Here is a 12,796-nt window from a genome sequence, read left to right on the forward strand (position 1 = left end):
CGACCAACTCCCTTTCATGTTCAGGACACAACACAGCTTCATGCGGCGCCACAGCAGGAACGTGGGCAGCGGACAGAGCAGCCAGCGCGTGAGGCGCACGCCCTCCATGTGCTTGTCGGCCGTGATGTCCGCGATCCGGCCCACCGCGTGCCGCGCCGCCTCGATGGAGACGACGAACAGGATCGGGATGACGGCGTGCATGCCGACGCCGAGGGGGTCCGGCCAGGCGGCCGCGCCGTTGAACGCGATCGTCGCCGCGGTCAGCAGCCACGCCGTCTGGCGCAGCAGCGGGAACGGTATGCGGATCCAGGTCAGCAGCAGGTCCAGGGCGAGCAGTACGCAGATACCCGCGTCGATGCCGATCGGGAACACGTAGCTGAAGTTCCCGAACCCCTTCTGGAGCGCGAGTGAGCGAACGGCCGCGTACGAACCCGCGAAACCGATGCCGGCGATGACCACCGCACCGGCGACGACCACGCCGATGAGTATGCGGTGCGTCCGTGTCAGCATCACGGGCGGTGCCCCTCCCCCGTTCACAGCCACGTACCGCTGCCCCTCCTGCAACTTATGAATCATGAGCAGTAGCCACACTCTCACGATGCGTCACGCGTTACATCGAATCGCCGTGACTCATGAGGGATCGTCAGCGGATGGTGATCACACTGTGGAATGGCGGCGTTCCTCCCGGGCGCAGGCGTCTGAGAGGCGTGCGCAAGGGACCGTCCGGCTGGCAGGTGCGCCGCTCGCGACCGCGCGGCGCGCCTGCGTCAGCTCTCCAGAGCAGACCGCGACGCATTGCGCATCGCCCAAGATCCCTGATTCGCCCGCTGGTTGGCACAGATAGCTACGACGGGCGGGTGCGCGCACCCTGTGCATCTCTCCTGACGAGGACGCGGGACGCGATGACCGGGGAGATCCCGCACCGCTACGACGCCCGCCACGAGCTGGGCGAGCGGCTTTCCGTCCGCTGCCATAACAGACGCGCGACCGTCTGCGTCCCGTGCTCCCGACTCCGCGCGGGGACACCTTCCACCTCGCCCTCGCCGGCCTCGTGGGCGGTAAGAACGCCCCCGGCGGTTGGCGATCGACGCAGGCTCTTCGTCACCCTGACGGCGCCGTCTTTCGGTCCTCTCCACTGATCTGGTGAACGATGCCGCCCCGGCGCGAAGCGGCCAACTGCGATCACAGACGGGCGCTCAGCTGCGGCTGCGTGACTACCCGTCGAAACCGGCCGCTCCTGCGGGTGGGGACCGGCAGGCGTGTCGAGGTGGCGGACTCGGGAGCGCCCGCCGGAAATGGGGGCGGGGTCAGTCGGTACCGGTCTGGGAATTCCTGCGACGCCTCGCCTCGGCTTCGGCCTTCGCCAGGGCTTTGCACCAGCGGCAGTCGCCTGGGTGTGCCCGTCGCGCTCGGGGGCGTCGAGCCAGTAGCTTCCGTTGAGTTCGGCACGGACGCCGCTGGCGTATTCGTCGTGTTCACGTCGGTCGCTCATGATCAACCCAACGCAGCACCCCGCGCTGAGCATCGGGCACGCATGGGATCCCGACGCCCCTGCAACACACTCAGGGCATTCATACTAGTTTGTCCCGTTTTACTCACGTCCCGGTGTCTCGGCCCTCCAGCGACGGACACTTCTGATAGAGATCGCGAGAGCGGCCCGTTCCGCGCTCCCAGGCGCACGGCCCCGAACGCCATGCCCCAGAACGCGGGAACGCCCCGGCGCTGGCGGATACGGGCTATGCGAGCACCAGGGCGAGCCTCGCGAGTACAACGATGCGCACGCCTGACACGGCGCCCCTCAGCGCGCGCCTGCCCCGCCGGAACGGCCGGGGCATCGTCGTCTCACGGCCTCTCACACAAGCCAACCGTGCGGACTCCCCCGGACGATTGGGCCCTGACGTGGCATTAGGCCCCGGCGTTGGACCGGCTGACGTGGGAGGCGACGGCCACCGCGCAGGTGCGGCCTGACGAGTCTCGGCAACCCCGGCGTCGACGAGCGCGGCCAGTTCCTTGGTGCGGGGCAAGCGCGGCCCTCGGCCATGGGGGCGCACCAGTGGTCGGCGTCGTCGCGGCGGGACATACGTACCGTGCCGCCCAGTACGCCTAGCACGTTGTGGCGCGCAACTTGCACAGGAGCTCCGTGTTCGCACCGTTCATCGTCCTGCGGATCGCAGGGTGATCAGCGGTCATTGCCCCGCGGGGGACGCCCTGGCCGGCTGCAGCTGTCCTACGCCCCGACAGACGGCTTTCCCGGCGCCCTCCTCCTGGTCGCCGTGCGGTCGAGGTGGGCCACCACCCCGGTATGGAACTTGTGGATTGCTTCGTCGACGCTGCGGATGAATCCGGATTCTGTGTTCCCCCGTTGGGCGCCCATGCCCTTGTACAGGGACAGCCGGAATCCGGTGATCTTTGCCCCGCCCTTCGGGAGGAGATCACCCGGCTCGGGGCGCAGGCGTTCCAGCGTTCCCCGCGGTCCTCCCGCATCGCCATCGACCAAGGTCTCGATGTGCAGGTCCGCGGGCGCTTCAGCCAGTTCGCGGACGATTCGCTTGGCCCAGGAGAGTGGGTAGCCCTGCTCCGGGGGCGAGATGTCGATGGATGTGCGGATCTTGCCGGTGCGCAGGTCGGCGGTGACGGCGAGTACTCCTGGTGTCTGCTCGATGCGCAGCTCGGCCTGGAGCTTGCCGTTCTGGCACAACTCGTCGGCCATGCGGGTGCGGCGGGCCACGGCGTCCGTGCCGCGGCGGGCACGCTGCACGGGAAGGACCTTCCGTCCGAGTTCGCCCCCCAGGCCCAGCGAGACCTGACGTACCAGACGCTCCCAGCTCTCGACGGCCTCGAGTGCCCGTGGGTCGCCCGGGCCGAGCGTCTCGTCCTGGATCCCGTTACGGACAGGCACCCATGCCGGCCCCATGTTGTGGAAGCCGTGACAGCCCGAATTCTCGTGGAGCAGGTAGTGCAGCAACTCCTCCAAGAGCCATGCGTGTGTGGGGTTCCCGACGCCCTCGTGCCGGATCAGCATCTGCGCCTGGTGGGCTACCTCGGCCCAGGACAGATGCCACAGGCTCACCTTGTTCTTCCGCCGCCGGTCGATCTTCACCTCGACCAGCGGGCTGCCTTCCAGCGCCACGTCGTTGGAGAGGGTGATGACCGCCTCGTAACCCCTCCTGGCGGCGATGTCCGAGTAGTCCTGCACCTGCTCGGCCCTGAGCGGATTGCCATTGGTCTTGGTCTCGACGAGTGCCGTCCACAGCTTGCCCGCTCGTTCCACACGGATGACACCGTCGGGGCGCCGAGGCGATTCTCCGTGGGGCAGCGACACCTCGGTGAAGGTCTCCATACGCCCGGCGGGGGCGCCGAACCCGGCGGTGAGCCGCCGGCCGAGCTCGGGCACCTGCGCCATCACAGCCAGCAGGACCGAGGTGGCGCGAGTCTCCCGGTCACGGTCACTCTTCAACGCGGAGACGGGGAAGAGGCGCGCGCCCCTCCAGGACTCGTTCTCCGCGAGGGACTTCTGCGGCGTCTTGGAAACAGTGACCTTCTTCTTCGACGTGCGCGGGCGCACCGGCTTCCTGGCGGGCGCCGCTGCCTCGGCTTCTTGTCGTGGGCCGGGGACGGTCACTGTGGCGATGGGGTCCGGCGCCGATTCTGGCGCGGGGTTCTGCTGGAGGACGTCAGAGGCCGGGAGCTCTTGGGAGCCTTCCTCTGCCTGCGTGGCGTTCGCCTGCTCGGCGTCGTCGTCGATGTCTACGCCGTGATCCCCTGCCAGGGCTGCGAAGCCTGCCTCGTAGCCCTGCCCTACAGCCCGGAATTTCCATTCTTCCCCGCGCCGGTAGAGCTCCCCGAAGATCAGCGCGCTCACGTCACCGGCATCATCGATCGCGAACCGCAGCAGCGGCTCGCCGGACCCGTCGCTCAACCTCAGCTGCAGATCCTCGAGTTCGTCGAACCGGGCCGACTCGTACCGGCTCGCCGCGATGAGGATGGTGGCGACATCGCCGGGAACTGCCGTCAAGTCGAAACTGATCCGGTCCTCGCTGCCCTCTCCCACGGGCGTTTTGCCCAGTAGCTGCACGCTCCCGTCTGGCGCGCAGGCGTTGTTGTAGAAGTAGAAGTCGGTGTCGGTGCGGACCTTGGCGTTTTCGTCCAGCAGGAGCACGGAGACATCGGCGTCCCCCTCACCCGTGGGGCTCACCCAACCCAGACTGACGACGACCGAATCGACGTCGCTGCCGCTCAAGCCCCCCAGCCCGACGTTGGCCCCCTTGACCATCTCGTACATGCGGCCTCCCAACCGATCACCCAGGTACGAGGAACCCCCCTCACTCACCCTGTCGACACATGTGTGCATATGGTGAGCCTGGCGTGAAGGAAATGAGTCTATCGGGCGGCAGGGAAGGCTGGGCCTCACATCGCCAGAGCTGGTCGCGCGCCTGAAGTCGGCCCTGCACACTGGCGCTGCTGCTGAGACTCAACTGGCGTCGGCGACCACCACGCACCGTACGCCGATGCCGGTTCGTGCGATTCCGAAATGCCCACCTGTACGGCGATCCCTTTCCAACCGGGCGCCTATGGACCAGAGTTGACAGCTCTGGAGGTGAGCTCTTGCAACTCAGCTCACTCCCTTGGAGATTGACGCCCTGGGCCGTCGTTCTACGGGCCGACTTGGCTGAAGGACGCGAACGACTGCCCCGCCATACCCTCGGCTGGCAGATCGCTGGCTGGGCCGCCGAGTGGCTAGTAGGTGCCGAGCCGTCCGGTGCCTTCGTAGCCGAAGGCCGCACCTGGGCTCTCTTCCCCGACGGCCAGGTCGTCGACCTCGCCGCTTGGGACACACGTGACGACGAGCCCGGTCCTGGCGACCTGGCTTCGTCGGGGGTTGAGGCACGGTGGCCGCGACGAAGCCAGGTCGCCAGGACCGGGAATCGGAACGTGCGCGGAGCCCGTCAGGTCAGCGACATGACGGGTACCGCGCAGGCTTCACCGAGCGGAGAACTCAGGTGTAAGGGCAGAGGTAGGCCACCGTGTCGGAGATGCGCACGGTGAAGGACTCGTCCGCCTCGATCTGGAAGGAGTCGCCCTCGCCGAAGGTCTTCCAGTCGCGCGATCCGGGGAGCTTCACGTCCCAGGTTCCCCGGATGAGGATCATCCACTCCCGGGTCGGGGCTTCGAACTCCCACTCCCCCGGCTCCATGACGCCGACGGTGAACTTGCCCTGGCTGTTGGCGAACTCGAGGCTGCGTACCTGACCGTCGTAGTACTCGTTCTGCTGGATCAATTCGGCTTCCTTTCACGTGCCGCGCGCCGGGCGTCCCGGCGGCATCGCCCGTTCGCGGCGCTTCGTCTTCGGACTCCTGGAAGCTATTTCGGCGGGAGAGCCCTCAGCCATCTCCCGCGTGTACAAACCCATGGGCCGGAGGTGGCCCGCAGGGCGACGCCGACCGCTCGTACGATGCGGGCATGGACCGCACAGCCCACGCGCTCACCGTGGCCGATGTCGCTACCCTCGAAGGCCTCCATCTCGCCGTCGAACACGCCGGATCGCGGATGGACGCCACCGTCACCGCGCCCCACGCCGCCGAAATCGGCCTTCCCGGACAGTGGCTCCAAGGGGGCGAGATCGTCATGACGAGCGGCGCCGTTCTCGGCGCGGATCCCGAGCCATGGGCGAACTATGTGAGCGCGCTCGCAGCGCATGGAGCCGTGGGACTGATCCTGGGAACCGGACCCCAGGCACCTCTCCGCGAGATCCCCGGCTTCCTCGTCGACCTGGCCCGCGAGCACGACCTTCCGCTCCTGTCCGCGCCAGCCTCCACGCCCTTCACGAAGATCACCAGGGCTGTCATCGCGAAGCAGGTCGCGGCGGAACGCGTGGCCCTCCAGGACTCCTTCGCTCTCCAGGTACGCCTGACGAGGATCGTCGCGCGCGGCGGCACGGTCGACGCACTGCTGCAGGAGTGGCAGCGGTCGACCGGCGAGAGCGCCGGGGTGTTCGACCGCGTCGGGCGTCTGCTCGGCAAGAACACCGGGCTGCACGCCCCGTCGGCCGAGGCGACCGGTGACCGCGTGCGGGCGGACCCACCTGCCCTCGGCCACACCCGGCGGGTCTCCGTCGACGGCAGCTCCCTCGCCCTGATCGTGTCTCCGTTCGCGGGAGAGACGACCGTGCGCGGGTACATAGCCCGCTCCGACAGCGGTCTGGCCATGGCCGACCTCGCCGTGCCCACCCTGCTGTCCCTGCTCGCCCTCGAGTTCGAGCGGCGTTGGTTCCTCGACGAACCGGAGCGTCGGCGGCGCGCCCAGCACGTGGCGCGCCTACTCTCCACCGAGGACGACGCGCGGGCCCGGGCGTTTCTCCGCGGGCTGAACATCAACGCCCCGACCCTGTGGGGTGTGGTCGTCGAGGCGAAGTCGCAGACACACGCCGAGGTCCTCCTGGACGATCTCGCGGTTGTCCTCGGATCACCCCTGCTCAGGGTGAGCGAGCGACTCGTCGAGGGCCTGGCCACCCAGGACCCCAAACGCCTGCTCCAGGAGTACGGCCTCGACACACCGGTGGGCATCGGGACCGCGCTGCCCCCCGGAAACGCAGCCCGCACCCTGCGACAGGCCCGGGCCGCGCTGGAGACGAGCCGGCGGATCGGCTCACTCGTCGGGTTCGTCGACGGGTCCGCCCACGACTTCCTCCTGCACGTCGCCGACAGCCAGTACCTGACGGCCTTCGCCAACGCCGTACTCGCGCCCATCGACGCGCTGCCCAACGGAGACGTGCTGCTCACGACACTCCACACGTGGCTCATCGAAAACCGGTCGATCGAGGCGTGCGCGGTGCGTCTCGGGGTGCACCGGCACACGATCAGGAACCGCGTGCTCCGGCTCACCCAGGTGACGGGCCGCAGCCTCGACAGCGTCGACACGCAGACCGAACTCTGGCTGGCTCTCAAGGCGCGCGGCTTCAGGGACTGACCGCCTGAGCCACACGCGATGGTATGCACGCCCTGACGTGTACGCCGTGGACAACGCGTTTTTGGAGGAGCGCCGGTGAGGCCATAGGCCCTGGCCCGCCGGCTGGAAATCGTAGGGACGCGACCACGCGAGTGGCCCATGTCACCTCCGGACACACGTCACCGGGGACCGGCCGCAGAGCCATAGGATGAAGGAGATTCCCATGCTCACCTCCACCCACGCCGTAGCGCCACCCGATCGCGCGGTCATGCGGCGGGTCATCGCGGCCAGCGGTCTCGGAACCCTCATCGAGTACTTCGACTACGCCTCGTACAGCTATCTCGCGACCACCATCGCCGTCGTGTTCTTCCCGTCGGAAGACCGGTCAGTCGCCCTGCTGAGCACGTTCGCCGTCTTCGGTCTCTCGTTTCTCGTCCGCCCGCTCGGCGCGCTTCTCTGGGGAATCCTCGGAGACAGGATGGGACGCAAGCGCGTCCTGGGAACGACCATCCTCCTCATGTCGGGATCGACCCTCGCGATCGGCCTCGTTCCGGGGTACTCGACCATCGGTGTCGCCGCTCCCGCCCTTCTCCTCCTGCTGCGCATCACGCAGAGTTTCTCGGCGGCCGGGGAGTATGCCGGAGCCGGGACCTTCATCGCCGAATACTCACCGGACAAGAGACGTGGCCTGCTCACCGGCTTCGTGCCGATGAGTTCCGCGGCAGGCTTCCTTCTCGCGTCCGTCATGGCGACGCTCATGTACGCGAACCTGTCCGCCGGCAGCATGGAGTCCTGGGGATGGCGACTGCCGTTCCTCATGGCGGGACCGCTCGGACTCATCGGCCTCTACCTGCGGTTCAGGCTCGAGGACACCCCCGAGTACCTCAAGCTCGCTGACCGGGAGTACGACGCGCCCAAGACCGCTCAGCAGGAGACCGGGCACAAGCCGTCGTTCATGGCATCCCTCCCGAGGATGGGGCGTCTGCTTCTCGTGATGGCGCTCAACGCCGGCGGCTACTACCTGCTCCTCAGCTACATCCCGACGTACCTCATCGAAGAGACGGGAATGAGCCAGGGAGATTCGAACCTCGTGGTGACCATCTCCCTCGTCTGCTACATCGCCATCATTCCGTGCACGGCGGCGCTTTCTGACCGGTTCGGCCGGAGGCGAATGCTTCTCGCGGCGTGCGTCCTGCTCATCGCGCTGAGCTACCCGTTGATGATGGCGATATCCGTGGGCGGCGTGCTCGTTTCCACGGTGGTGCTCGTCGTGTTCCTCACGATGTTCTCCCTCAACGACGCCGTGTTCCCGTCCTTCTTCGCCGAGACGTTCACGACCCGCTCGCGCTACCTCGGCTTCGCTTTGCCGTTCAACGTGGGTGCCGCACTCTTCGGCGGGGTGGCGCCCTACGTCGGAACGTGGCTGATCTCGTGGACCGGCTCTTCCTACTCCCCCGCGTTCTTCCTCATCGCGGTCGCACTTCTCTCCCTGATCGGAGTGGCGGCCTCCCGCGAAACCGCGCGGAAGCCCCTGCCGACTGCTTCTGGGTGAGGGACGGGCCGGCTCCAGGTGAGGAGTCGGCCCAGCGCGTCGTTGTACGCCTGCCGCTCCTCCGCATCGACCCGATTCTTAGTCGGCTCAGCGCGCACAAGGATCTCGGCCCTGTCCGAGACCTGTTGGAGCGTGTGGCAGGCTAGGACGCGTCCTAGGAAACGGAGTCGCTGATCCACTTCTTGCAGCGCTCCGCACCCTCGGTGATCGGCACGGCACACACCTCCGGATTGTCCCAAGGGTGGCGCTCGAGGAGGTAGGCCTCCAGCTCCGGATAGCGGTCGCCAGTCGTCTTCAGGAGCAACTGCCACTCCTCACCCGTGCCGTACTCACCGAGATGCCAGAAAACGCTGGTGACGGGCCCGATGATCTGCGCGCCCGCTGCGAGCCGCTCCTTGACCGCCGGGCCAGCGAGATCGATTGCCTGTTGCTTGGTCTCCGTGGCCGTCGAAACCTGCACGTAGTCAGTCATGCCGAGAGCCTAACGAGCAGCCCACGCCAGGTCCTTGGGGGCTGCCCAAGTTGGCTGGACGTTAACCCGCCCAGGGAGCACCGCCTGTCTCCCACATCTCCCAAACTGGCACGGATGCCCCCTGACCAGCCAGGGCGTGGTCATCCAAACCGTCGCCGTCGCCCACCGGGTCACCGTCGCCCGAGTCCGCCATCACCTTGCAACCCTCGTGCGGGCCCCGGACATTCGGGGCCGGCGCTGTCGAGCTGCCGTCTTGCGATCAGGGCCGGATACGACGGGATCGTGTCTCCTGCTGTTTCGCGGCCTGTAGCACGGCAGCGGGAACCGCCGAATGCCATGGCGTGTCGTTTGTCCCATCGGCCAGACCGAGCGAGTGAGCGGCCGCTTCCCGGCGGGGCGCTACCAACTTGCGATCCGGAGTCAGTCAGGGGCGCAGCCGCCGAGCCTGCGGGTCGTAGCAAACGAGCCCCATCGATGCCTCGAGATCGGCAGCGTAGGCCGAAGCCTCCTCGGCCATGCTGTAGCGCATCGGGAAGTAGATGAACGGGCCGGCCGCCTCGCCGATCACCGGCCCCGTCGACCAGGGGGAGGTATCTTCTTCGTCCTCTGTGAGGTCCACCCATCGCTCCAGGAACGCAGCGGCGTGATGAGCGACACCGGTCGGGCCGGTTCCCCATCAGACCCCCGGCTTCGGCCGCTCAAGGGCATGCACTCAGTCCCAGGGTGAGGGCTCATCGGCCACGTCCGGGCAGTCGCCGCAGTGGACCACCCACGTACCGTGATCGTCCGGATCGACACCGGCCCAGTACAGCGCCGCCTCTTCCACGGGAAGCAGCACATCGGCGACCGGGCCGCCGCACACCGGCCCGCAGCCGCGCACAAGCTCCTTCGACGCGGTGAACGCGATGTCCTGCACGATCAGTTCGGCGTCGTACCCGGGCGGGATATGCTCTCCGGCCAGCAGTCGCCGCTCGACAGTGTCCCGCAGAAGGAGCTGACGGTGCTCGTCCTCCAGGGCGCCGCGTTCCCGCCGGGCCTGCAGCTGCGCCGCGCGCACGGTCACCTCGGTGAGCAGGGTGGTCAGCCAGGCCGGTGCGCTGCCCGGATTCTGTCGCCACTGCCTGGCTTGCGCCGTTTGCAGCGCCTGTGTGATCCCGTGGGCTCGCATGGCCCGGGCGACCTCGTGGACCTTCAGCCCCAGCAGGTGCGAGACCTGCACGGGACACAGCGCACGGTCTGCCTGCTTCTCTGCGGTGAGCTTGCGTTTCGCCACGTCGTCCGCCCCCTGGTGCTCCGATGGTACTCGCACGTCCCGACCGGGGACGCCCTCCACCTTTCCAGCCCTGCGGCCAGATGTCCCCCGAACATAAAGCGATCACCCGAACAAGCGAACTTCGGGGCGCCGCGCGGAGCTTGATCCACGGCGCCGGTCGGCGCCGGCCACTCGATCCGGTACAGGTGCGGCGGACCGCTGGCGGTCGGCGATCTCGAGCTGGAAGCCTCGCTCCATGACGGGGGACGAGGTGAGGGCCGTTGCGGTCCACAGGGGCAAGGGCGCGGCCGACGAAGACGCCTGGGCAGGCCTCGGACCAGGCGACGCGGGCAGGTGTAGGTGTGGCTCGGGGAAAGCCAGCCACATCCACACCCCGAACGGCAGCGGCACCGGGTATGCCGATGCGGTCGGGCCGGTCGGGCCGGTCGGGCTCCAGGGCTCCCCTGTCTGCGGGTGGGTCGGCAGGAGGAGTATGTCGGCGCCCAGATCGGGGACGGACAGTCCCGGTCCGGCCAGGACGGCGCGCCGCGCTGGCGGGCCCGCAGGCAACAGGGCATCGAGGGCGCGTTGGAACACTTCCGCGATCAGGCCGTGCGGGAGGCGTGCCCGGCCCGCGAGGGCGAGGACAGTGCACGCATCACACAACTTGAGCCAGAACCCGTTCTCGTGAACAAACCACGCGGCAGACTCCCGCACCCCGGACGCGGGGCGCAGCGGCAGCTGCACCCCGGGGAGGTCAGTTCTGAACAAGCCGCAGGGCGCGGGCTTGTGCAGCCTCATCGAGGGCCGGCACGCACCAGCGCACGCTGTCCAGGACGATCATGTCTGTGATGTCGTCGAAGCCCTTGGTGGCGCTGGCGAGCATGCGGACGTAGTAGGAGAACGCAAGTGCGTCCAGCTCCCGTAGAACCTCCGCGTCGCCGGCGTCATCGTGCTCCTCTACGCACAACCCCTCACCCGAATCGTCCGGCTCACCGTCGACGATGTGGTGACGACGGAGAAGCAGTATCGCTCCGGCTCGGGGAACCGGCCTCGCCCATCCCCGAGCCGGCCGCTTCCCTGCTGCTGGACACATCGCCGACCGCGACCACATGAACACCGCCACGGCCCCGCAGGGTTCGACACCGTCGAAGTTCACGACGAAGGCCCGCTGTCCAGTACCCAGCATGCGGGTCAGCGGCAAGCACAGTTGCGTCGCCGTGTCCCCGTCGAACGTCCCGGCAACGTCGACGACCAGAACCTGCCCGTGTTCCCACCGCGTCGTGAGAGTCAACCGCGACCTCGCCGTGCACGCCCCTCGCCCATGGGGCCGCCGCCCTCGGCGCATCCCCTGCACGTCGCGCCTGCCCACGAAGCGGCCTTCCGCATCCACCGCCGCCTGCACCCACACATCAACTCTCGCGGCGATGCAGGCTGCGTGTGTCCGCCGCCAGACCCTGTCGCCCCCGTCGGCTACACCGCCGTCGGCGGGTCGATCGTCTGTGACAGCTCGCGGTCGATCGTGGCCGCCGCCGTGCGCAGTACCGCGACCGCCTGGTCGAGGAACGGGTTCGGGTCTCCCGCGCGGCGCACGGCGAACACTCGGCGCACGTGGGTGGGGTTAGCGAGGCGGATGAGGTGTACGTCGTCCGACTTGCTCAGGGCGAGTTCGGGCACGATGGCGACGCCGAGCCCGTTCCGTACGAGTTCGAAGGGCAGGTTGTAGTCGTTCGTGCGGAAGATGACTTCGGGGCGGAAGCCTCCCTCGGCGCAGATGTGGAACAAGGAGCGGGCCGCGTCGGTGTCCTCGCGGTAACAGATCCAGCGCTCGGCCGAGAGGTCTCCGACCCGGATGCGTTTGCGGCGGGCGAGGCGGTGTTTCTTGGGGACGAGGACGTACAGCGGCTCCTCGAGGATGAGGGTGCGCTCCAGGTCGGGTGGGTCGTTGCGGGGCACCGTGCCGTATTCGAAGATCACCGCCAGGTCGAGCCGGCCCTCGGCGACGGCGGGCAGGGTGACGGGTGGGTCACCCTCCTCGTAGCGGACGTCGACGTGCGGGCGGTCGCGCAGGAAGTCGGTGAGGACCGCGGGCATCAGACGGAAGCCTGCCGACCAGAAGCTCCCGAGGTGCAGTCGTCCGCGCTCGGCCGCCGCGAAGGACCGCATCTCGTCCTCGGCTGCCTCCAGATCGGCGAGCAATCTGACGGCTCTGCGGGCGAGTTGGGCACCCGCGGCGGTCGGCCGGACACTGCGCGGCGACCGCTCGAAGAGGGGCACACCGAGGGCCCGTTCGACCGAGGCGATCTGCTGCGAGATCGCGGACGGTGAGTAGCCGAGGCGGCGGGCGGCGGTGCGCAGCGAGCCGGTGGCGACCACGTCTCGGATCGCCTGCAACTGCGTCGGGGTCAGCATCAGGTGAACTTAACCACCGGCCTGGTGCCGCCGCCAGAGTTCGATCCAGGAAGGTTCCCTGTGGGCAGGTGGAGGCCACGCTTCCACTGATTCTCCGCAGGTCGGAACGGAGATCGTCTCCCCTACAAGCAACAGTTCAGCTGAACGATGTGTGCGGCAACGT

Annotated in this window: 10 protein-coding genes and 1 pseudogene; 3 read left to right on the top strand and 8 right to left on the bottom strand. The window is 68.1% G+C overall.

Going from position 1 to position 12,796, the window contains the following annotated elements; all coding sequences use genetic code 11:
• Positions 1-33: 33 nt before the first annotated feature.
• Positions 34-576: pseudogene (locus tag OG758_RS11820) on the bottom strand (DUF2637 domain-containing protein); the annotation flags it as partial.
• Between the two features lie 326 nt (positions 577-902).
• Here OG758_RS11820 and OG758_RS49010 point away from each other — a divergent pair.
• On the top strand, positions 903-1,139 hold the full coding sequence (locus OG758_RS49010) for a replication initiator (RefSeq protein ID WP_442810294.1): 237 nt from the start codon (positions 903-905) through the stop codon (positions 1,137-1,139).
• Between the two features lie 1,088 nt (positions 1,140-2,227).
• Here OG758_RS49010 and OG758_RS11825 read toward each other — a convergent pair.
• Positions 2,228-4,282, bottom strand: coding sequence for a TerD family protein (locus tag OG758_RS11825; RefSeq protein ID WP_326709951.1), 2,055 nt, complete (start codon positions 4,280-4,282; stop codon positions 2,228-2,230).
• Positions 4,283-4,996: 714 nt separating this feature from the next.
• Positions 4,997-5,278: a pyrimidine/purine nucleoside phosphorylase gene (ppnP, locus tag OG758_RS11830; protein ID WP_326709952.1), complete on the bottom strand. Its 282-nt coding sequence runs from the start codon at positions 5,276-5,278 to the stop codon at positions 4,997-4,999.
• A 182-nt stretch (positions 5,279-5,460) separates the two neighbouring features.
• Between ppnP and OG758_RS11835 the strand changes: the two genes are divergently transcribed.
• Positions 5,461-6,966, top strand: coding sequence for a PucR family transcriptional regulator (locus OG758_RS11835; protein WP_326709953.1), 1,506 nt, complete (start codon positions 5,461-5,463; stop codon positions 6,964-6,966).
• A gap of 202 nt (positions 6,967-7,168) precedes the next feature.
• Positions 7,169-8,497: an MFS transporter gene (locus OG758_RS11840; protein ID WP_326709954.1), complete on the top strand. Its 1,329-nt coding sequence runs from the start codon at positions 7,169-7,171 to the stop codon at positions 8,495-8,497.
• A 154-nt stretch (positions 8,498-8,651) separates the two neighbouring features.
• On the opposite strand, the gene cutA is transcribed toward OG758_RS11840, so the two are convergent.
• The 5 genes from cutA to OG758_RS11870 all read right to left on the bottom strand — a co-directional run bounded on the left by cutA (position 8,652) and on the right by OG758_RS11870 (position 12,633).
• Positions 8,652-8,969 (bottom strand): divalent-cation tolerance protein CutA, encoded by a 318-nt coding sequence (gene cutA, locus OG758_RS11845; RefSeq protein ID WP_326709955.1) that lies wholly within the window; start codon positions 8,967-8,969, stop codon positions 8,652-8,654.
• 424 nt (positions 8,970-9,393) lie between these two features.
• Complete coding sequence (locus OG758_RS11850; RefSeq protein WP_326709956.1) at positions 9,394-9,588, bottom strand: hypothetical protein; 195 nt, start codon at positions 9,586-9,588, stop codon at positions 9,394-9,396.
• A gap of 93 nt (positions 9,589-9,681) precedes the next feature.
• Positions 9,682-10,302 (bottom strand): hypothetical protein, encoded by a 621-nt coding sequence (locus OG758_RS11855; RefSeq protein WP_326709957.1) that lies wholly within the window; start codon positions 10,300-10,302, stop codon positions 9,682-9,684.
• A gap of 676 nt (positions 10,303-10,978) precedes the next feature.
• Positions 10,979-11,515 (bottom strand): hypothetical protein, encoded by a 537-nt coding sequence (locus tag OG758_RS11865; protein WP_326709958.1) that lies wholly within the window; start codon positions 11,513-11,515, stop codon positions 10,979-10,981.
• 179 nt (positions 11,516-11,694) lie between these two features.
• Complete coding sequence (locus OG758_RS11870) at positions 11,695-12,633, bottom strand: LysR family transcriptional regulator (protein WP_326709959.1); 939 nt, start codon at positions 12,631-12,633, stop codon at positions 11,695-11,697.
• Positions 12,634-12,796 lie beyond the last annotated feature (163 nt).

The sequence above is a fragment of the Streptomyces sp. NBC_01474 genome (assembly GCF_035918215.1).
Taxonomy (GTDB): Bacteria; Actinomycetota; Actinomycetes; order Streptomycetales; family Streptomycetaceae; genus Streptomyces; species Streptomyces aureus.